The organism is Pseudomonas fluorescens (assembly GCF_902497785.1).
GTDB classification, from domain to species: domain Bacteria; phylum Pseudomonadota; class Gammaproteobacteria; order Pseudomonadales; family Pseudomonadaceae; genus Aquipseudomonas; species Aquipseudomonas fluorescens_BO.
In genome coordinates this window covers 25,659-46,900 of sequence record NZ_CABVHK010000012.1, presented here as the reverse complement: position 1 = coordinate 46,900, position 21,242 = coordinate 25,659, and the positions used below count along the sequence as shown (strand labels likewise).

Below are 21,242 nucleotides of genomic sequence, written 5' to 3'. Positions count from 1 at the left end.
GGGGTGGATGGAGTCGCTTGGATTGGCTTGGGGGTTTCTGAATTTTGCTGGCGTGTACGACCTCATAACAGTCCATTCGCAAGGTTGATTTGCCATGCCGATTGACTAGGCTGAATTAAAACAAGAGTGCTTATATGTTGAAACCTCGTTCCGATGTAAGAGTTGAAGATGAAGTTGACTTGGTGGCCCTCGTTAAAGATTTGTGGCTGCAAAAGTTCATAATCATCGGCGTGGCGGTGTTGGTATCCGTGTTGGTTTACGCTTACGCTACTATGTCGATAATAGCGCCAATTTATGAGGCTAAACTCTATATTGTTCCGCCAACCCAGAATGGAATTGCCGGTTTTAATACTGGGCGGAGCGCGAGTGACGCTGATTTTAAGCCTTACACGGTCAATGAGGTATACGCTGTATTCACGAGAAATCTGGAGGCAGAGTCCTTTCGTCAGGACTTTTTCAAGGAGTTCTATTTGCCTTCGTTACCTGAGAATTCGCAAAAAAAATCAACAACCCAACTCTATAAAGATTTCACTCAGGCGCTGGTAATAGGTGCAGATAAGGGGAATCCACCTCGCTACTCTGTTGCTTTCCAGAGTCAGAATTCGGAAAGTGCTGCGGCATTGGTGAAAGCCTATGTTGAGCGCGCCAAAGAAGTAGCCAAGGCTGAAATAGTCCTGAACATAGCGCGAGAGGCATCGGTTCGGGCACATGATCTTGAGAAAAGAATAGTAAGTATGCGCGAAGCTGCACCCGTGGCGCGCGAGGACCGGATTAACCAGTTGCGTGAAGCATTGCGTATCGCGGAGTCTATTGGTTTGACTGATCCGCAGGCTTCCCCAAACACTCTGGTGGCTACGGTGGAAGACGAGGACGAGTCGTTGGCCTACCGGCGTGGAAGCAAGGCGCTAGCAGCAGAAATCAACGTGTTGCAGTCGCGTACGTCGTACGATGCGTTCATTCCCAATTTACGAAAACTGCAAAGCAGGTTTGAATTTTACAATACGTTGAGCATCGACTCCGCTAGTGTCTCGGTCGGTCGTCAGGATGGTGATATTGCAGCGCCCGACACTCCGGTGAAAAACAAAAAGAAAATTATTGTGCTGGCAGGCATTGTCGGTGGGTTGGCGCTCGGAATACTGATTGCTCTTATGCGAAGCTTTTTTCTGCGCTCTGTTAATCCGAGAGAGTTGATGGTACGAGAGGACGGATAAGGCAATGTAGTCGTCTCGCTGAGGTGAGCATTGCAATGATGTTGAATTTATTAATGTCCTACTCGATGCGCGTATGTTTCGCGCGTTGAGTTGGACATTTTTTTAGGGTGTTTTTGGGGCGTTCTTTCTTCGCTGGGGTGGATTGAAATTAATCACATTGCTTGGGCGTCCCGTGATGAGGGTCAAGTCTGGAATAGGGTCCTTCGTCTCCGGTGGAAGGAACCGCATGGTTGAAATGTATCTGAACCTTTCAGCTTGCCGCAGAAAAATGGTGTGATGAGAGGTGTGAATATCTGAAAGCCATCCTTGGCGATAGCAGGCATAATATGAGCTTTGCAGTGGCCAGAGCGCGGAAACATTGAGCTGCACCCTTCGCGTAGTCTGGAGGATGCATGGACAGGAAGATGGCCTCGTTTGGCCCGGTGACAGGCTAGGTATCGTGCCATCGTCGCCTTCCTTCGGCTTGCTGCGCATGTTTCAGGATGGGCCTCCGAATGAACGAAGAGAAGGGGTTTGACCATTCTGTCTCGACTGCCAGCGTGCGGCCGATGGATGCCCGGAGCTGGTACGTAGTGCAGTGCAAGCCCTGGCAGTACAAGCGGGCGGAGGAAGCAGGCGTCAAATCCTGGGGCGGTAGCGTGTCTGCTTGAGGGTCGTATTGTGGATCCTCGCGGGCAAAGCGCTCACCGCTTCCGAATGCACCGATTTCGGAGATGGCCTTCGTGCGGTGAAAATTCTGGTCCGTCAATGCGGCGACAGTACGGCGGTGTTGGTTCAAGTGTGTTCAATTGCTTACTAAGATGAAATTTAAGGGAGTTTTGGTTGATGTCAGGCATAAAGCAGGCGAGCGTCGCTAAGTTCAAGAAAAAAGAGGCCATCATCGGTATTGTCGGCCTCGGCTACGTGGGTCTGCCTTTGATGCTTCGCTACAATGCAATTGGGTTCAAGGTCCTCGGTATTGATATCGATACGTCCAAGGTCGATGCGTTGAATTCCGGCCGGAGCTATATCGAACATATTTCCAGTGAAAAAATTGCACTCGCTCGCGCTAACGGCTTCGAAGCTACGACAGATTTCAAGCGTGTCGCCGAGTGCGACGCCCTTATCCTCTGCGTGCCGACACCGCTGAACAAGTACCGCGAACCTGACATGAGCTTTGTGGTGAATACCACTGACGCCATCAAGCCTTATCTGCGCGCCGGTCAGATCGTATCCCTGGAGAGCACGACCTATCCAGGGACAACTGAAGAGGAATTGCTCCCCCGCATCCAGGAAGGTGGATTGCGTGCAGGCGAAGACATTTTCCTCGTTTACTCGCCTGAGCGAGAAGATCCGGGCAACCCTAACTTCGAAACCCGAACCATTCCGAAAGTGATTGGTGGGCATACTCCCGATTGCCTTGAAGTGGGTGTTGCTCTGTACGAGCACGCTATCGACAAAATTGTTTCAGTCAGTTCGACCAAAGCTGCCGAAATGACCAAACTGCTGGAGAATATCCATCGTGCGGTGAACATTGGCCTTGTAAACGAAATGAAGGTTGTGGCGGATAGAATGGGTATCGACATTTTCGAAGTCGTTGATGCTGCCGCTACCAAACCTTTCGGCTTTACCGCGTATTACCCGGGGCCAGGGCTTGGCGGTCATTGCATCCCGATTGATCCTTTCTATCTAACCTGGAAGGCGCGTGAATACGGTTTGCATACCCGTTTCATCGAGTTAGCCGGGGAAGTGAACAAGGCTATGCCTGAGTACGTCCTCAGTAAGCTCATGGACGGTCTGAATGAAAGCGGCAAGGCCCTGAAAGGCAGCAACGTGTTGATTCTCGGGATCGCATACAAGAAAAATGTCGATGATATGCGGGAGTCACCGTCAGTCGAAATCATGGAGTTTATTGAAGCTAAAGGCGGGGTTGTTGCCTACTGTGATCCGCACGTTCCGGTTTTTCCGAAAATGCGCGAGCACCACTTTGATCTCGTCAGTGAAGAACTTTCCGCGACTAAATTGGCGTCTTACGATGCAGTCGTCCTGGCGACTGATCATGACAAATTTGATTATGAATTGATTCGTAAGCATTCAAAGTTGCTGGTCGATACACGTGGCAAGTATCGCGCCCCAGAAGCACATATCATTAAAGCCTAATCGACGGAGTTATCCTCTTGAAACGTTTTGCCTTGATCGGTGCGGCTGGTTATATAGCACCCCGCCATATGCGCGCTATTAAAGACACCGGTAACGAATTGGTGTCCGCGTACGATATTAACGACTCCGTGGGCATCATCGACAGCCTTTCACCGGGCAGTGAGTTTTTCACCGAGTTTGAGAGGTTTTACGATCACGCTTGGGGCCTGAAGCGCCGCCCCGCTAGTGCGTTGGATTACGTAGCGGTGTGCTCGCCGAATTATCTACATCACGCCCATATCGCTGCCGGACTTCGATTGGGTTGTGACGTCATTTGTGAAAAACCGTTGGTTCCAACAGCCGCTATTCTGGACGACCTCGCCCTGGTCGAAAAGGAGACCGGCAAGCGCGTTTATAATATTTTGCAACTTCGTCATCACCAGGCAATCCTTACGCTGAAAAACAAGGTTGCGGTTGAAAATCGAGAAACGAAGTATGACGTCGAACTCACGTACATCACGTCGCGTGGCAAGTGGTATATGGAAAGCTGGAAGGGCGACCCGCGTAAGTCCTTCGGTGTAGCCACCAATATTGGTGTGCATTTTTACGACATGCTCCATTTCATTTTCGGCAAGCTTCAGCGCAATGTGGTGCATTTCGTCAGCGAGTATAAAGCTGCCGGCTATCTGGAATATGAAAAGGCCCGTGTCCGCTGGTTTCTTTCTATCGATGCCAACGATCTACCTGACGTCGTGAAAGGTAAAAAGCCAACGTATCGTTCGATTACCGTCGACGGCGATGAGATTGAGTTTTCTGAAGGCTTCACTGATCTTCATACCGTCAGCTACCAGGAAATATTGGCGGGCCGTGGGTATGGCCTGGAAGATGCCCGACACTGCGTGGAAACAGTAGAAACCATCCGCTCATCTGTCATCAGCAAGCCGTCCGACGATGAAGGCCATCCCTTTCTTAACACTTTGAGTCGATGAGAGCTATATGACCTATCAGGTACATCCTTCAGCAATTGTTGATGATGGTGCGCAGATCGGAAGTGGATCGCGCGTGTGGCATTTTGTACATGTCTGCGCAGAAGCTCGTATCGGCAAGGATTGCTCGTTGGGGCAAAACGTCTTTGTGGGTAATCGCGTCGTTATCGGCAACAACGTGAAGATACAGAACAATGTCTCGGTGTATGACAACGTTACACTTGAAGATGATGTTTTCTGTGGCCCAAGCATGGTGTTTACCAATGTCTACAACCCGCGAAGCGCAGTGTCACGCAAAGACGAGTATCGCGACACTGTCGTGAAAAGAGGCGTTACGTTGGGGGCCAATTGCACGGTAGTTTGCGGGGTGACCATTGGTGAATACGCCTTCATCGCCGCGGGTGCTGTGGTCAATAGGGATGTCAAACCTTACGCTTTGATTGCAGGTGTGCCTGCAAAGCAAATTGGCTGGATGAGTCAGCAAGGTGAGCGTATTCCGCTGTTGCTGTCTGGAGAAGGTGAGTACACCTGCCCCCATACGGCACAGCGCTATAAGTTGGTGGGTGAGACTCTGGAGTGCCTTGGCGCATGAATATTCCATTCGTCGATTTGAAAACTCAATACGAAGCTTTGAAATCCAAGATTCAACTTCGAATGAATACAGTGCTGGAACATGGCCAATATATTATGGGGCCTGAAGTTGCTGAGCTTGAATCGCAACTTGCCAGTTATACGGGTGCAAAGCACTGCATTACGGTATCAAGTGGTACTGACGCTCTGCTGATAAGCCTGATGGCGCTGGGCGTGGGCCCGGATGATGAAATCGTCACTACCCCGTTTACGTTTGCCGCAACCGCTGAAGTGATTGTTCTCTTGGGCGCGACGCCCGTATTTGTTGATATCGATCCGTTGACGTGCAATATCGATGTTGAAAAATTAGAGATTGCAATAACGTCCAGGACGAAGGCGATTATGCCGGTTAGCCTCTATGGGCAACCATCGGATATGGATGAAATCAACGCAATTGCTGCCCGTCATGGAAATATTCCGGTCATCGAGGATGCGGCGCAAAGTTTCGGAGCCGAGTACAAGGGACGCAAGAGTTGCAACTTGTCGACCTTCGGTTGTACCAGTTTTTTCCCAAGCAAGCCTCTAGGTTGTTACGGCGACGGCGGGGCGATATTTACGTCCGATGATGCGCTCGCCCAAGCCTGTCGGGAAATTCGTGTTCATGGTCAAAGTCAGCGATATTTGCATACCCGTATCGGTCTCGGTGGACGTATGGATACGCTTCAGTGTGCCATCGTGCTGGCCAAGCTTGAACGATTTGAGTGGGAAGTCGAGCAACGGATCGCGGCGGGTGCTCAATACAACCGAGCGATGGATGAGTTGGGAGTTAAACGGGTACAGCAAAAATCGGACCGCACCAGTATGTATGCACAATACACCGTGATGGTCGACAAACGAGACGAGGTCCAGGCCGCTCTTAAATTCAAAGGGATTCCCACAGCCGTTCACTATCCGGTGCCATTGAACGAGCAGCCCGTCTACCGTCGTTATGGTTCTTCGGCAGATACGCCTGTTTCCACGGCTGTTGCACAGCGGGTCATGAGCCTACCGATGAGCGCTGACGTCTTTCCTGTGATTAAGCAGGTGGTGTCCGGTCTGCAAAGCGTATTGAGCATTGAGTCATGAATGAATAAAAGACTGTTCGGTAATGCAGGGATATTTCTGGGCGCGAATATCATCAACGCCGGAATTCCTTTTTTGCTTCTGCCGTTTCTGACGCGTGCGCTGACACCCGCTGACTATGGGGTGGTCGCCATGTTCGGCATCATGGTCAACCTCTTCGGCACCCTGACTGGGTTGAGTGTGCATGGGGCGATCGGCGTTCGTTATTTTGAGTTGGAAAAGAGCGTTCTGTCTCGATACATAGGGGCCTGCGTCGGGATCCTTTTTGTCAGCACGGCGGTGATCTTTGCTCTGGTGGCCGTGTTCGGCAAGTGGTTGGAAGAACCGACGAACCTGCCCTATGAATGGTTGCTGATTGCCGTCCTGATCTCCGGTTTGCAGTTCCTTATCAATATCAAACTGACGCTTTGGCAGGTGCGTGGCGTTGCCAAGCAGTACGGCGTCTTCCAGGTTTCCCAAGGCTTGATGAATGCCGGCGTATCGTTGATTTGTATTTTCGGTTTTTTGATGGCTTGGGAAGGGCGGGTGCTGGGACAGGTCATCGCAACGGCCGTTTTTGGCGTCCTGGCGTTGATTGCTTTGTTTTTGAACAGCGAGTTGAGCCGCCCTAAAGCGGGTGAAGGTCAAGTTAAAGACGCGCTGAAATTCGGTGTGCCTCTCATTCCGCACGTGATTGGCGGGCTGGTGATGGTCGTCGCGGATCGGTTCATCATTGCCAACATGCTTGATGTGCAGGCGGTTGGCATATACACCTTGGCGCTTCAGATCGGGATGATCATGGGGCTGATCGCCGACGCGTTTATCAAGGTCTATGGCCCGTGGCTGTATGGAAAACTGAAAGAAAACACCGATGACGCCCGGTTGGAAGTGGTCGGGGTGACTTATCTGGTGTGGTTGACCTTCATAGCGATGGCGCTTGTAGCAATCGGATTTTGCGAACTGTTTTTCTCAGCGGTGGTCGGGAAGGATTTTGCGGCGGCCAAAGATATCGTATTCTGGTTTTTCCTGGGTCAGACGTTCAAGGGAATGTACATGTCGATTGCAGGACTGTTCTTCTTCTCCTCTCGCACCAGCAGCGTCTCCCTGGTGACTGTGTGCACGGGGGTTTTCTCTGTCCTGGTCACCATCGCTTTTGTGAAGCTGCTCGGCCTGCAAGGCGCTGCCATTGCGTACGCGCTTTCCGAGGGGGTGCTGTTTTCCTTTGCATGGTTGTTGTCGCGACGCATTTATAAAATGCCATGGTCTGAAGTAACTTCCTCGCTGTCGTTGATTGTGAACCGAGGCTTTTCAAGATGAAGGTTGTTGTGTATCGCTTTGCTGCCAGGTTGCTGGATTTTCTTCGACACGCAGGTTGGGAAATAACCTACACAACCTATCGCAGTAAATATGATCTGCATAAAAACTTTGGCTTTAACGGTGCTTATATTCAATTTTACGGCGACGGTAAAATTGAGGCCGGGGAGGGCAGCTATATTGGCGGTTTGTCGACCGTCCAGGCGGTATCCGGGTGTACTGTAAAGATCGGCTCTGGCTGTCGCATCTCGCACAATGTGAGGATGTATACACAGTCCGCCGACGCGGACGCCGATTTCTCCGTAGCGAGTCCGCCGCAGAAGCAAGGAAATGTGTTGATCGGTGACTATTGCTGGATTGGTGCCAATGTCTTCATCAGCCCTGACGTGAGCATCGGCAGGAATTCGGTCATAGGGGCGAACTCCGTGGTCACTAAGAATATTCCGTCGGATGAGATTTGGGGAGGCGTTCCGGCGAAGCTTATCCGACGAAAAAAAATCGCGAACGATGCGGCCTTATAATGGTTTTCGGTTCTTTGTGCCGACTATATTTTGAGAGTGAAATATGCGAGTAATTGCGAAGCTGGATGTCAAGCCTCCACAGGTTGTAAAACCTGTCCATTTTGAGGGGCTGCGAAAGATGGGCAACCCGGGCGACCTGGCCTATAAATATTATGCACAGGGTGCTGACGAGATCTGTTATATCGACATCGTCGCCAGCTTATATCGACGTGAAATTCTTCATGAGTTGATCTCGGACACGGCGAAGAGAATCCTCGTTCCTTTTGCTGTCGGTGGTGGCGTGCGTAACCCTGATGATTTCTCAAAATTGTTCCACCACGGTGCGGACAAGGTCGTCATCAACACCGGTGCAATCGAAGACCCGTCCAGAATTGACGCTGCAGCCCAGATTTTTGGCGGGCAATCTGTCGTTGTGAATATTGAGGCTAAACGAATCGCCGATAATAGCTGGGTGTGCTACACCGACTGTGGTCGTATACCGACCGACCGCGACGTTGTTTTGTGGGCCAAAGAAGCAGAGGCACGTGGTGCGGGCGAAATTCTTTTGCAGTCGGTTGATTGTGACGGTCGTCAACGCGGTTTTGATATCGCCCTTGCAAAAGCAGTGGTGGACGCGGTGAACATCCCCGTAGTCGTGGCCAGTGGCGCCGGGACGCTTCAGCATATCCTGGACGTCGCAAAACAGGCCAACCCTAGCGGTATAGCCCTGGCTTCAATGCTTCATTATGATAAAACCACGATTGGGGACGTTAAACGCTTCTTGATCGAGCATGGTGTGGAGGTAGCAGTATGAGTCAGCAGATCGGTGTAGTTGACTACGGTGCCGCGGGCAACGTGTTCAGTATGGCCAAGGCGCTCGAATGCGCAGGCGCCAAGGTTAAGGTCGTCAAACACCCTCAGGATTTGGCAGGCGTCGATAAGCTGGTAATGCCTGGTGTTGGCAGTTTCGTAGATGGCATGCGTGAGCTAAACGAATCGGGTATGGCGGAGGCGATTGTCAAGTACGCGGCAACTGACCGCCCGTTGCTCGGCATCTGTCTGGGCATGCAAGTACTCAGCAAGGTTGGTTTTGAGTACGGCGAAAGCACCGGGCTCGGTTTGGTGCTCGGTGAAGTGCGACCTATGCAGTGCAAAGGCGTTGTACCGCATATGGGTTTCAACACTGTGTCAATCGTGAATGATTCGCCATTGTTGAAAGGCGTGAGTCCGTCTGATCGTTTCTATTTTATGCACTCTTTCGAAGTACAGAAATACACTGATGTTATCGCCCTGACAACCTACGCCGGGCATCAGTTCGTTTCTGGAATACAACGCGGGAATATTTTTGGCGTACAGTTCCATCCAGAAAAAAGTCGCGAAACCGGTATTCGTGTTTTTGAAAACTTTTTAGCTTTGTGAGTCCGGAATGAATAATCAAGAATTGTTTGGACGCTACGGTCTTCCGTTAGATATCCAGTTTTGCAAAAAATGCTCCATGAATAACCAGCGGCCTTCGTCGACTGTGGAGTTCAAAAACAAACCGGGCGAGATTAAAAAAGCTATTTTTTTCGATGAGCATGGCGTCTGCGATGCCTGTAACTTTGCTGAGAAGAAAAAGTCGATTGATTGGTCCGAGCGCGAACGTGAGTTGAAAGATCTGTGCGACCGCCATCGCCGGACTGATGGAAGTTATGACGTCGTAGTGCCAGGCAGCGGCGGTAAGGATAGCGTGATGGCTGCGCATGTCCTCAAGTTTAAATACAAAATGAACCCTATTCTTGTCACGTGGCCGCCTGCACTTTATACCGATATAGGTCGGTATAATTTTGACGCTTGGCTAAACGCTGGTTTTGCGAACTACACGTATCACCAAAACAAACAAGTACACCGCACGCTGACGCGTCACGCTTTTGAAGACCTCTGCCATCCTTTTCAACCCTTCATTCTCGGGCAAAAGAACCTGGCTCCCAAAATGTCTGCTTTGCTTGACATCCCTCTCGTGATCTTCGGCGAAAACGAAGCTGAATACGGCAATGCTATCGAGGATAACGACAAGCCGAATCGTGACCCAAAATACTACTCTGCCGAGAGGCAGTTGGATGATTTGTACCTGGGTGGCGTCAGTGCGCGGGAATTGATGGAAAAATATAAATTCACTGCTGCGGATCTTGAAGCTTATTTGCCAGTGAGCCCGTACAAGCTTCAGGAAGTTGGTACCGAGGTTCACTACCTTGGTTATTACATGAAGTGGCATCCCCAAGAGACCTACTATTTTTCTGTCGAAAATTCTGACTTCATGCCGAATGATCACAGGACCGAGGGTAGCTTCAGTAAGTACAGCTCTCTGGACGATATGATCGATTGGTTGCATTACTATACGACGTATATCAAGTTTGGTATCGGTCGCGCGACTTATGACGCCGCGCAAGAAATTCGTAATGGCGATATTACCCGGGATGAGGGCATATCGTTAATCAAGCGCTTCGATGGTGAGTATCCTGAGATTTATCAGAAGCAGTGCCTGGAGTACATGGGGATCACTCAACAGCGTTTTGACGAAGTGATTGAAAAATTCAGAACGCCTCACCTTTGGGATAAGACCAACACCGGGTGGGAATTGAAGAAACCCATCTGGAAGGCCTGAGTCGTTTTGATATGAGGGATTTAAAGTGAAAAAGGCATTAATTACAGGCGCTGACGGTTTTATCGGTTCTCACCTGACCGAATTGCTCGTGCGCGAAGGGTATGAAGTCAAGGCGCTGTCTCAGTACAACTCCTTTAATTACTGGGGCTGGCTGGAAAGCGTCGATTGCTTGAAAAGCATCGAAGTATTGAGTGGGGATGTGCGTGATCCACATTACTGCAAACACATCACGAAAGATGTTGATGTCGTTTTCAACCTGGCCGCGCTGATTGCTATTCCTTACTCTTACGTCGCTCCTGATAGTTACGTCGATACCAATATCAAGGGGACGTTGAACATTTGCCAGGCTGCTCTGGAAAACGGGGTTCAGCGGGTTATCCATACTTCCACCAGTGAAGTATACGGTACCGCACAATATGTGCCGATCGATGAAAAGCACCCGTTGCAGGCGCAGTCGCCTTACAGTGCTTCGAAGATTGGTGCCGATGCAATGGCGATGAGTTTTTACAATGCATTTGATTTGCCTTTGACCATTGCGCGTCCCTTCAACACCTACGGTCCTCGGCAATCTGCAAGGGCCGTGATCCCTACCATCATTACCCAGATTGCCAGCGGCAAGAAACAGATTCAACTGGGCGATACCACCCCGACGCGTGACTTCAACTACGTCGCAGATACTTGCCGTGGGTTTCTGGAATTGGCTCGTTGTGATGAGGCAGTAGGGGAAGTCGTTAACATCGGCTCCAACTACGAGATATCCGTCGGTGACACCCTTAACCTCATCCGTGAGCTGATGGGCAGTGATGTCGAGTTCCTGACTGATGAGCAAAGAATTCGTCCCGGCAAGTCGGAAGTTTTCCGCTTGTGGTGCGATAACACGAAAATACGCGGACTGACGGGCTTCGAGCCGAAGTATGACATTCGACAGGGTCTCCAACAGACAATCGACTGGTTGCTGATCCCCGAGAACCTGGCCAAATACAAAGCCGATATTTACAACGTTTGAGGCGCTCCTATGTTCGACTCTCTAATCCAGTTTGTACGTTCGCAATACCGTACGAACGATTTCATTCCACTTCACGCGCCTGTTTTTCTGGGACATGAGCGTGATTATGTGGTGGAAACCATCGAGTCGACGTTCGTTTCAAGCGTGGGCGCCTTCGTGGATCGCTTTGAACGGGATATGGCTGCATACACCGGCAGCCCTCGCGCAGTTGCGACGGTAAACGGCACGGCGGCACTGCACGCCGCTCTGTTGTTGGCGGGGGTCAAGGCCGGTGACCTGGTGGTGACTCAATCGCTGACGTTTGTCGCGACGTGCAACGCCATAGCCTACTGCTCTGCCGAGCCGGTGTTTGTCGATGTTGATCGCCACACGTTGGGGTTATCGCCCAAGGCGCTCGAGATCTGGCTGGAGGCTAACGCGCAGCTGGGTGCCGATGGCGTGTGCCGGTATAAGGCAACCGGCCAGATCGTGCGAGCCTGTCTGCCGATGCATACCTTTGGGCACCCGGTCGAACTGGATGATCTGGTGGATGTATGCCGTCGTTGGGGGCTGGTTCTGGTCGAAGACGCGGCGGAATCCCTCGGCAGTTTGTACAAAGGTAAACACACGGGCTGCTTCGGTAGCTTGGGAACCCTTAGTTTTAATGGCAACAAGATCATCACGACGGGCGGCGGTGGGATGATCTTGGCTAATGAGGAGCTAGGCACTCGTGCCAAGCACCTTACGACTACTGCCAAGCAGCCACACCCGTACGAGTATGTGCATGACGAACTCGGCTATAACTATCGCCTGCCAAATCTCAATGCCGCGCTGGGGTGTGCGCAGCTTGAACAGTTGGAGCGCTTTATCGCTTCAAAACGCGAACTGGCCTCGCGCTACGCTCAGTTGTTCGAAGGCAGTGATTTGCAGTTCGTCAAAGAGCCGGAAGGCTGCCGGTCCAACTACTGGCTGAACGCTGTCATTTGCGACAACAGCGTTCAGCGGGACGAGCTGCTCAAGGCGACCAATGACAATGGCGTCATGACCCGGCCAATCTGGAAGCTGATGAGCGACCTGCCGCTTTATGCGCGGTGTCTGCACGGCGACCTGACAAACTCCGAGTGGTTGGCCGCGCGCATTGTCAATTTGCCAAGTAGCGTAGTGCCGGAGACACAAGGGTGAAACGCACCATTGCTGTGTTTACCGGATCAAGGGCGGAGTACGGACTGCTTTACTGGTTGCTGAAAGATCTCCAGTCGAGCAGCGAGTTTCAGCTGCAGGTCATTGTCAGTGGCATGCATCTGTCGCCCGAATTCGGCGAAACCTGGCGTCAGGTTGAGGAGGATGGTTTTGACATCGACGCCAAAGTTGAAATGTTGCTTTCATCTGACTCCGCCGTTGGCATCGCAAAATCAATGGGCGTCGGCACTTTAGGTTTTGCCGACGCACTTGATCGGCTGCGTCCGGACTTGCTGGTGATTCTCGGGGATCGCTTCGAGGCCCTGGCAATTGCGCAAACTGCTTTGGTCATGCGTATTCCCATTGCCCACCTTCATGGTGGCGAAATTACCGAGGGTGCTTATGACGATGCCATTCGACATGCCATTACCAAAATGGCTTACCTGCACTTTGTAGCCACCGAAACCTATCGACATCGTGTCATTCAGATGGGGGAGTCGCCCGAGCGTGTTTTCAACGTTGGGGCCGTCGGTATCGATCACTTGGTGCGTGCGCCAAGAATGAGTGCAGAGGAACTTCGTGCGAGTCTCGATTTCCCCCTGCGTTCGCCCTACTTGGTCGTCACCTACCACCCTGTCACGCTGCTGGAAGAAAGCCCTCGGGAAAGCTTCATTGCGCTCACCGAGGCGTTGGACAAGTTTCCTGATCACCAGATCATCTTGACCTACCCCAATGCCGACAATGGCGGCCGGGCAATTATTCCTTTGCTTGAGGCCTATGCGCAGCGTCAGCCACAGCGTGTACTGGCGATACCCTCGTTGGGCTTCAGGCGTTATCTTTCCGCTATCTCAATGGCCTCTGCGGTAGTGGGTAATTCTTCCAGCGGGATCATCGAGGTCCCGGCGTTTGGTATTCCAACCGTTGATATCGGCGTGCGCCAGAAGGGTAGGTTGGCTGCCGACTCTGTCCTGCATTGCGAGCCCGATCGCGATTCGATCGAACAGGCGCTTCGCAAGGCCTTGTCATCCGAGTTTGCCGCAGACTGTAAAGCGACGGTTAATCCCTATGGCAAGGGTCATGCCTGCGAGGCAATCCTGGCGGTCCTGAAGCAGTACGACGGGGCGTCCCATAAATCATTCCATGATTTGAGCTGACCTATGAAGCAGACCGACACAGATACGGTGTACATCATCGCCGAAGCAGGCGTGAATCATAATGGTGACCGGGCCTTGGCATTTGCATTAGTAGATGCAGCAGCCGACGCCGGCGCAGACGCCGTCAAGTTTCAGACATTTGATGCTGCCAAACTTGCTGCAAAGCACCTTGGCAAAGCGGCTTATCAGAAAAAAAGTACCGATGAAGCAGAAAGCCAGTTATCGATGCTGAAGAAACTCGAGTTGCCGAGAGAGTGGCATGCGGAACTGCAAAGCTACGCTCACCAGAAGGGAATTGATTTCCTTTCTACGGCATTCGACACCGACAGCCTGAAGTTTCTCTGCAGTCTGGACATGCCGTTGTTCAAAGTACCTTCGGGTGAGCTCACCAACGCTCCGTTGTTGTGGCAGTTTGCGCGTACCGGAAAGAAGCTGATCCTGTCGACCGGGATGGCTACCCTTTCCGAGGTGGAGCAGGCACTGGCCATTGTGGCCCATGCCCTCGCGTTCACTGAAGAACCGAACAACATGGATGATGTCTGGCGCAACTGGGGCAGCCGTGATGCGCGCGCGAGGTTGCTCGGGCACGTGACGCTGCTTCACTGCACTTCCCAATACCCAACCCCTTGGGCGGAAGTCAACCTGAGGGCAATGGATACGCTAGCCTCGGCATTCGGGCTTGAGATCGGGTACTCGGATCACACCGAGGGCGGTCTGATTTCCATCGCTGCCGTTGCTCGCGGAGCGCGGGTGATCGAAAAACATTTCACGCTGGACAGGTCCATGCCTGGCCCGGATCACCTGGCGTCGCTCGAGCCCCATGAACTCAAGGCGATGGTGTCGGATATCAGGGCCTTGCAGCAGGCGCTGGGGGACGGAGCCAAGGCCCCGCAGGAAAGCGAGTGGGACACCCGCAAAGCTGCTCGCCAACAAGTGGTCGCGGCTTGTGGGATCGAAGAAGGCGAAATCCTGACTCGCGAGCATTTGACGACAGCAAGAAGCGGGCGGGGTATGGTGCCGACGGCGTTGTGGGGGTTGGTCGGTACGCGTGCAGCAAGGGCTTATTCGGTCGGTGAGAACCTCGAGCCTTGAGCGCTCACAAACCGCTGGTAATCCTCGGGGCGGGCGGCCACGCCAAGGTCCTTTTGTCGCTTGTACAGTCCGCCGGATTTGACGTGCTGGGAGTCTGTGACCCGGTGTTGGCAGATCAGGCGGGTGGACAGTGGCGCGGTATTTCGATTCTAGGCGGTGACTCGGCCCTGGACGCCCTTGACCCCGGATCCATAGAGCTGGTGAATGGTCTGGGGCAACTCGTTGGCGGCACAGTGCGACAAAAAGTATTTAAACGACTGAGCGCGCGGGGATTTCGGTTCCCGGTTCTCGTGCATCCCCGGGCTTGGGTGGACTCCACTGCGAGCCTGGGGGAGGGCGTCCAGATCATGGCGGGTGTAATTATTCAAGCCGACGTGGTGATTGGCGCTAACTCAATCATTAACACCTGTGCCGGAATTGATCATGATTGCCGGTTGGGCGAGGATGTTCACGTCGCGCCTGGAGCCACGCTCTGCGGAAGCGTGCAGGTGGAAAACGCTGCATTTATTGGCAGTGGCGCCACTGTGATCCAGGGACTGAAGGTCGGAACAGAAGCCGTTGTAGGGGCTGGTGCTACCCTGACCAGGAACCTCGAGGCTCGCCAGGTTTTGTTTGGTCCTGCGGGGCGCAAGAAAGACGCCCCGAAGGAAGACTAGGAGTATTTTATGCAGCAATGGAAATCAGTACTCGTAAGCCCCGATACGTCCCTTGAGGAGGCGGTAGCGACGCTTGATCGTGAGGGCTTGCGTATTGTTCTGGTTGTAGATGCTGAAGGTTGCCTGTTGGGGACCCTGACTGACGGCGATGTTCGACGCAGCCTGCTTAAACATCTGCCGCTGGATGTAAAAGTGCGCGACGTGATGTGCGCTTCGCCGCAGACCGTTGAGCGGGGATGGAGCAAGGAACGCATTCTGGCAGTAATGGAAAAGCATCAATTGCTCCAACTGCCGGTAGTGGATGCGCAGCAGCGTGTCGTAGGTCTGGAAACTCTCCATGGACTGATGCAAAAGAAACAGCACGACAATCCGGTATTTTTAATGGCCGGGGGGTTTGGTTCACGGTTGCGGCCATTGACGCAACATTGCCCTAAACCACTGCTCAAGGTTGGCGACAAACCCATTCTCGAACTGATTCTGGAAAGTTTTATCAGTGCGGGCTTTCACCGGTTTTTCGTCTCTACCCATTACATGCCGGAAATGATTCGCGAATACTTTGGCGATGGCAGCCGTTGGGGGGTCAGCATTCGTTACGTCCATGAAGATGAGCCCTTAGGGACTGGGGGCGCGCTCGGTTTACTGCCCCATGACGAAATCGATTTGCCACTGTTCATGATGAACGGCGACTTGTTGACTACTCTCAATTTTCAGAACTTGCTTGATTTCAACCATGAGCAGCCATGTGTGGCCACCATGTGCGTTCGCGAATACGAACACTGTATCCCCTATGGCGTTATTCAGAGTGAAGGCCATCGAATTCTCTCGATGGTCGAGAAGCCGGTGCACAAGTTTTTTATCAACGCCGGCATCTATTTGCTCTCACCGAAACTGGTAAAAAGCGTCAAGCCTGGAACCCATATAGACATGCCAACACTCTTGAGCCAACAGATAGCCAAGGGAGAAGCAGTAAATTCGTTTCCCATACATGAATACTGGTTGGACATCGGCCGCATGGAAGACTTCAACCGTGCTCAATCTGATATCACCGGGCTGTTCAATGGATAGTGCTGAAAGCGGTCTGGATCTATTGGTGATCGTACCGGCCCGGGGAGGAAGTAAACGCCTCCCCGGGAAAAATCTCATGGAGCTACAGGGCAAACCATTGATCCGCTGGACACTTGAAGCGGCTTTGGACAGTCAGGTCAGTGACTTGGTGATAGTCAACAGTGACGATGATGCCATCCTCGCTGAGGGGGAGCGGTTAGGTGTAAGAACCGTGAAACGCCCGGTGCTGCTTGCGACGGACACGGCCTCAACCTTTGATGTTTTGATTCAAACACTGGATGTACTCGCGGAAGAGGGCATCAGACCGAAAAGATTGATGCTGCTCCAACCGACCTCGCCACTACGGTGTGCGGAAAATATCCGCGATGCGGTGCAGCTAATGGACAATACGAATGCTTCTAGCGTCGTTAGCGTGTGCCCATGCGAACATTCCCCGTTGTGGAGTAATGTGCTGGGAGCGGATGGAAGCATGACGGATTTTTTGCGTCCGGAACTGCTTAACCGGCGTAGCCAGGACTTACCGGATTATTATCGTTTGAATGGGTCGATTTACCTGGCAAAAACAGAAGATTTCGTGCGCGAGAAAGGTTTTTTCATGGCGAACAGTCGTGCCTATATCATGACTGCCGAACAGTCAGTAGATATTGATAATCGTATTGATTTCAAATTGTGTGATGTGCTGATGGGTGAGCGCATCAAATGATGTTTTTCTTGAAATTGCAAACGTTGATATCTGCTATTTTTACTCCCGGCGGGTGGGGTAAATTGAGAGCAGCCGAAGTTTTATTCGTTCGGCATGATGCCAATTGTGGATACATTTATCAGGGGGAAGCCTATTCGCCCATCATCGATACGATGGTTGATATTTGCCTGCTCCGTAATCTAAGTGTTCAATCGATCGCGACGCCATACAGCAAGTTGGTCGGCGACCAGGCTTACAACTCTCCCGTCGCTTTCAATCGTTCGTTTATTGTCATTGCACTTGTGGGTCGCGTCCTCGGCAAAATTATCGGCGACAAGAAAAGCGCCAAATGGGTCGCTTCAAAAAGAACAGATATTTGGCTAAAAATTCTTCGCTCCGTGAAGCCAAAGCTCGTGATTGGCATTCAACCCGAGCCCGCGTTGTGCAGAGCGTGCCGAGTCATGGCAATCCCTGTTTACGATTATCAGCATGGTGTCATTGACAAAAATGACCTGTGGTATGGGGAACTACTGGCAAAGTCTGCTGCGCCCGAGGATCTCCCGTACGGCTTTCTATGTTGGGATCAGGCCAGTGCGAAAGTCCTGCAAACCTGGGCACCCGATAAGGGAGCTACAGTCACTGTGGTTGGACATCCTTGGTTTCAGCGATTTAACAACGCAAAGGCACAAGATCGATTAGTTGAAACAGCCTGGCAAGATCACCCCAAAATTTTTAATGATGACAAACCTGTGATATTGGTGGCCCTGCAATGGGGGTTGCACCTTCACTACTATCCCGAAGAGAGCTTCAACAAGGTTATGTGCAGTGCCTTGGAATCCGTTATCAAGTCAACCAGTGATAAATATAATTGGCTGTTGCGACTGCATCCTGTCCAGTTGAGGGGAGACGAGGGGGTGGCATGCGAAGAGTACTTGTCTGCGCAGTTTTCCGGCATGGCGGTTGAGTGGCACAAGGCAAGCATAATGCCGTTGCCGCTGCTACTCTCTCAGATTGATCTTCACATTACGGATATGAGTACCGTCGTCATTGAGGCGTCGTGGTTTGGTATTCCATCCGCGCTGCTCAATCCGTTTTTAAACAAGGGTGGCAGTATCGAGAGTTTGTACGAATACGAAAGGGAATCAGGTTTTGCGGCCGTCGTTCCGCAGGAGATTCAGCCCATCATCTCGTGGATCGAAGCTAAGTTGCAGATCGGTAAAATTGTCCCGGAGGCCCAAGTGGGCGACACCACCGCGGAAACGTGGGTAAACACTATGCTCAATAGCTCTATTAAACACTAACCATGGTACTTTTCTGTTTTTTTAAAGGGTAACGGGGTGGTGCTGAGGATGAGAGGTTGATGTGCAAATATATATAAGAAAATCAACTATTTATCTATCATTCTATGCCGTTTTGGCAATTATTTTTTACTTTGCTTTTGGCCATGACGCTTTGGAAGGAGTGATTGATTTTCAGTTTTATGCAGATTCCTTGACCTACGAAAAAGCTTATCTGGAGAGCAGTTTTTCTTCTGTATCTGAAATGGTTTCTGTCGGTAACAATTACCTTGGGCCTTTGTTGCTGTTGGAAGCGGTAGATGGCAACAGGTTTTTAGTAATGCTGGTCAATATTTTTATTCTGTTTTGGTCGATAAGGCTGGTCGGTAAAGGCAGCGAGCCTACACGTCTTGGTCTCGCTGTGTTTTTGTTATTTTTAAGCCCGATAACTTTTTTCAGTCTGATTTCGATTAACAAAGAAATCATTTCAATGTTGGCCATGGCTTTTATGGTCACATGGGTACGAAAAAAACAGCTCGGATACCTCGTGCTATGCTTGATATGTTCCTTCTTCGTCCGCTGGCAGTTTACGCTTTTTGTGATACTCGTATTTCTAACGTTCTCGCCCATGAACTTTCTTCGCAACCGCCGCGGCTGGTATGTGGCCATTTTGTTGCTCGGACTATCAGTGGCTTATTGGCTGATGTTAGGCTTTTTTTCTGGCATTACTGATATTGCCGAAATGGGCGGCATGGAGAACGAAGGCAGTGGGTTGTACACGCAGTTCATCCGACTGCAGAATCAGGGTTTGTATTTCCTGGTCTTTGTGCCAAAGGCTCTGCACGCCATGTATGGCTTGATTTTTAAGGCTGATCACCTTTTATCGCCGGTCGATTTATACAATGACTTCGTGGTGACGTCGCACTGCATCGCAGCGTTCCTGGTATTTTGCCTGGTATTGCTGAAGGGCAGACTGCGATTGAGTAATGATCTAGTGTTCGTTGCGGTCATTTACTGTGCCGTTTTTGTGCTGAGCCCCATTTATGCGCCGCGTTATTTCTATCCGGTGTTTTTCCTGCTCTGCCTGGTGCTTTCAAGGTTGCCACCCAAGACGGCGGCGGTGATAACGGTTGGCGATGAAACAGACTCAAGCCTTTCCAGCAATCCTCTGCGCAAGGTATGAGCACGGGCGGGGGATGCCAGTTTTTGGGCGCAGCCCATACACAGCAGGGGGGCGGGGGTGACACATGTTTTTCGCGGACGGCTGTGTATGACACCCTCCAGCGTCTACGAAAGCTGCACTGTTTCAGGTATCCTGTGAGCGCGATGTACCTATTTCGACGCAAGTTTACAGGGATGAAAATGGTTCCTGCAGGCCGCCAGTAACGCAGATCACAGATGTTTATAACAGTGGCTGAGCTGAGGACGATATTTTGTATACAGGGTTGCTTATCAAGTTGTTGCAGAGTTTTTCGGGATGAAGGTTCTTTACATCGATGGTGTGGGGCCTTTTGGCGGGGCCTCCAGAAGCCTTTTCGAGCTTGTGAGGACCTTGTCTTCTCGTGATGTTCAGCCGTATTTTGTCTGCGTGCGCGGAACCGCGTTGAACTTTTACAAGCAGGTAGCAAAGGACCATATCGCAACAGTTGGTTTGACCCGATTTGATAATACGTTGTATGGACATTATCGAGGCAGCCGGTGGTTAATCCTGCTTAGAGAATTATCCTACTTGCCGTTCACTTTTATTTCGCTGTTTCAGGCAAAGCGTCGATGGAAGGATATTGACCTCATTCATGTAAATGAGTTGACGGAAATATTTCCTTTGTTGTTGGCCCGGCTTCTATTCAGAGTGCCCGTGGTTGTTCATGTGCGATCACTTACCTGGTCTGATCCAAAGTCATTCCGCTGCCGATGGCTCTTCGAAAAGCTCAATATCCGTGTGAACGCAATTATTGCGATTGATGAAAATGTACGTTCAACGTTACCACCCGATTTTAATGTGACGGTGGTTCAAAATTCGTTTACCCCATCAAGCGCGAGTGTCAGGGACGAATCCATGGTCTCAAGGCTTGACCAGATTCAGAGTGACGCGATCAAAATCGGGTTCGTTGGCAACCTGCACCACTCAAAAGGACTATTCGACCTGATCGAAGCGGCAAAATTGGTCATTGATCGAGGCGATAACGTTCAATTTGTGATTATTGGCGGCTCCACGCGTACAGGCGGCGGTCTGAAATCCTGGCTTATAAAGAAAGCGGGTTTTGCGCAGGATGTAGAGTCGGAGCTTCAATCGTTAATTTCCCAATACTCCCTCCAATCTGTGTTCCATATGTTTGGTCCTACGATCGATATTCAAAGTGTGTATGAACGAATCGATGTTCTATGTTTCCCATCCCATTTTGATGCCCCTGGCAGACCTGTATTCGAGGCAGCATTCTCAGGAGTGCCTTGCATTGCCGCGGTGAGTAAGCCGCGTCCGGATACGTTGCTGGATTACGAGACGGGTATCGCTGTTCCGCCGAAGGATCCAGTCAAGTTGGCGGATGCAATCAGTTATTTTGCTCATAACCGCCCGGAAATAAAGCGCATGGGAGCAAATGCAAAAAAACTCGCGGAAGATAATTTCAACCCGGAAAAAAATGCCGACAGGGTTTTAAAAGTTTATTCAAATCTCGTGGCTGCGAAGTGATCTCGATGATCAGCCATGC

20 protein-coding genes are annotated in these 21,242 nt (G+C 51.3%); all 20 read left to right on the top strand.

Annotated elements, in window-relative coordinates; all coding sequences use genetic code 11:
• Nucleotides 1-134 precede the first annotated feature (134 nt).
• A complete protein-coding gene (locus tag F8N62_RS18575) occupies nt 135-1,211 on the top strand; it encodes an LPS O-antigen chain length determinant protein WzzB (protein ID WP_150712039.1) in 1,077 nt (358 codons plus the stop codon).
• Nucleotides 1,212-2,036: 825 nt separating this feature from the next.
• Nucleotides 2,037-3,350 carry a UDP-N-acetyl-D-glucosamine 6-dehydrogenase gene (gene wbpA, locus F8N62_RS18570; RefSeq protein WP_150712038.1) on the top strand — a complete coding sequence of 438 codons (1,314 nt, stop codon included), beginning with the start codon at nt 2,037-2,039 and terminating at the stop codon, nt 3,348-3,350.
• A gap of 17 nt (nt 3,351-3,367) precedes the next feature.
• Complete coding sequence (gene wbpB / locus F8N62_RS18565) at nt 3,368-4,318, top strand: UDP-N-acetyl-2-amino-2-deoxy-D-glucuronate oxidase (protein WP_150712037.1); 951 nt, start codon at nt 3,368-3,370, stop codon at nt 4,316-4,318.
• A 7-nt stretch (nt 4,319-4,325) separates the two neighbouring features.
• Nucleotides 4,326-4,907 carry an acyltransferase gene (locus F8N62_RS18560; RefSeq protein WP_150712036.1) on the top strand — a complete coding sequence of 194 codons (582 nt, stop codon included), beginning with the start codon at nt 4,326-4,328 and terminating at the stop codon, nt 4,905-4,907.
• A complete protein-coding gene (locus tag F8N62_RS18555; protein WP_150712035.1) occupies nt 4,904-6,010 on the top strand; it encodes a DegT/DnrJ/EryC1/StrS family aminotransferase in 1,107 nt (368 codons plus the stop codon). The genes F8N62_RS18560 and F8N62_RS18555 overlap by 4 nt, the downstream gene beginning before the upstream one ends.
• Nucleotides 6,011-7,303, top strand: coding sequence for a lipopolysaccharide biosynthesis protein (locus F8N62_RS18550; RefSeq protein ID WP_150712034.1), 1,293 nt, complete (start codon nt 6,011-6,013; stop codon nt 7,301-7,303).
• Nucleotides 7,300-7,821 (top strand): acyltransferase, encoded by a 522-nt coding sequence (locus tag F8N62_RS18545; RefSeq protein WP_150712033.1) that lies wholly within the window; start codon nt 7,300-7,302, stop codon nt 7,819-7,821. The genes F8N62_RS18550 and F8N62_RS18545 overlap by 4 nt, the downstream gene beginning before the upstream one ends.
• Before the next feature lie 43 nt (nt 7,822-7,864).
• Nucleotides 7,865-8,614, top strand: a complete 750-nt coding sequence (hisF, locus tag F8N62_RS18540; RefSeq protein ID WP_150712032.1) for an imidazole glycerol phosphate synthase subunit HisF — start codon at nt 7,865-7,867, stop codon at nt 8,612-8,614.
• A complete protein-coding gene (hisH, locus tag F8N62_RS18535; RefSeq protein ID WP_150712031.1) occupies nt 8,611-9,219 on the top strand; it encodes an imidazole glycerol phosphate synthase subunit HisH in 609 nt (202 codons plus the stop codon). Before hisF ends, hisH begins: the two co-directional genes overlap by 4 nt.
• Before the next feature lie 7 nt (nt 9,220-9,226).
• Nucleotides 9,227-10,444, top strand: coding sequence for an N-acetyl sugar amidotransferase (locus F8N62_RS18530; RefSeq protein WP_150712030.1), 1,218 nt, complete (start codon nt 9,227-9,229; stop codon nt 10,442-10,444).
• A 25-nt stretch (nt 10,445-10,469) separates the two neighbouring features.
• Entirely contained in the window at nt 10,470-11,450 is a 981-nt protein-coding gene (locus F8N62_RS18525; protein WP_150712029.1) for an NAD-dependent 4,6-dehydratase LegB, read from the top strand.
• Nucleotides 11,451-11,459: 9 nt separating this feature from the next.
• Complete coding sequence (locus F8N62_RS18520) at nt 11,460-12,611, top strand: LegC family aminotransferase (protein ID WP_150712028.1); 1,152 nt, start codon at nt 11,460-11,462, stop codon at nt 12,609-12,611.
• On the top strand, nt 12,608-13,762 hold the full coding sequence (neuC, locus tag F8N62_RS18515) for a UDP-N-acetylglucosamine 2-epimerase (protein ID WP_150712027.1): 1,155 nt from the start codon (nt 12,608-12,610) through the stop codon (nt 13,760-13,762). Before F8N62_RS18520 ends, neuC begins: the two co-directional genes overlap by 4 nt.
• Before the next feature lie 3 nt (nt 13,763-13,765).
• Nucleotides 13,766-14,854, top strand: coding sequence for an N-acetylneuraminate synthase (gene neuB / locus F8N62_RS18510; RefSeq protein ID WP_150712026.1), 1,089 nt, complete (start codon nt 13,766-13,768; stop codon nt 14,852-14,854).
• A complete protein-coding gene (locus tag F8N62_RS18505) occupies nt 14,851-15,510 on the top strand; it encodes an acetyltransferase (RefSeq protein WP_150712025.1) in 660 nt (219 codons plus the stop codon). The genes neuB and F8N62_RS18505 overlap by 4 nt, the downstream gene beginning before the upstream one ends.
• Nucleotides 15,511-15,519: 9 nt before the next feature.
• Nucleotides 15,520-16,575 (top strand): nucleotidyltransferase family protein, encoded by a 1,056-nt coding sequence (locus F8N62_RS18500; RefSeq protein ID WP_150712024.1) that lies wholly within the window; start codon nt 15,520-15,522, stop codon nt 16,573-16,575.
• The gene (locus F8N62_RS18495) at nt 16,568-17,278 is read left to right on the top strand and encodes a cytidylyltransferase domain-containing protein (RefSeq protein WP_150712208.1); all 711 of its coding nucleotides are present in this window, start codon (nt 16,568-16,570) and stop codon (nt 17,276-17,278) included. The genes F8N62_RS18500 and F8N62_RS18495 overlap by 8 nt, the downstream gene beginning before the upstream one ends.
• 8 nt (nt 17,279-17,286) lie before the next feature.
• Nucleotides 17,287-18,558 (top strand): hypothetical protein, encoded by a 1,272-nt coding sequence (locus F8N62_RS18490; RefSeq protein WP_150712023.1) that lies wholly within the window; start codon nt 17,287-17,289, stop codon nt 18,556-18,558.
• Between the two features lie 61 nt (nt 18,559-18,619).
• Nucleotides 18,620-19,717 carry a hypothetical protein gene (locus tag F8N62_RS18485; RefSeq protein ID WP_150712022.1) on the top strand — a complete coding sequence of 366 codons (1,098 nt, stop codon included), beginning with the start codon at nt 18,620-18,622 and terminating at the stop codon, nt 19,715-19,717.
• Between the two features lie 294 nt (nt 19,718-20,011).
• Nucleotides 20,012-21,223 carry a glycosyltransferase family 4 protein gene (locus tag F8N62_RS18480; RefSeq protein ID WP_150712021.1) on the top strand — a complete coding sequence of 404 codons (1,212 nt, stop codon included), beginning with the start codon at nt 20,012-20,014 and terminating at the stop codon, nt 21,221-21,223.
• Nucleotides 21,224-21,242: the final 19 nt, after the last annotated feature.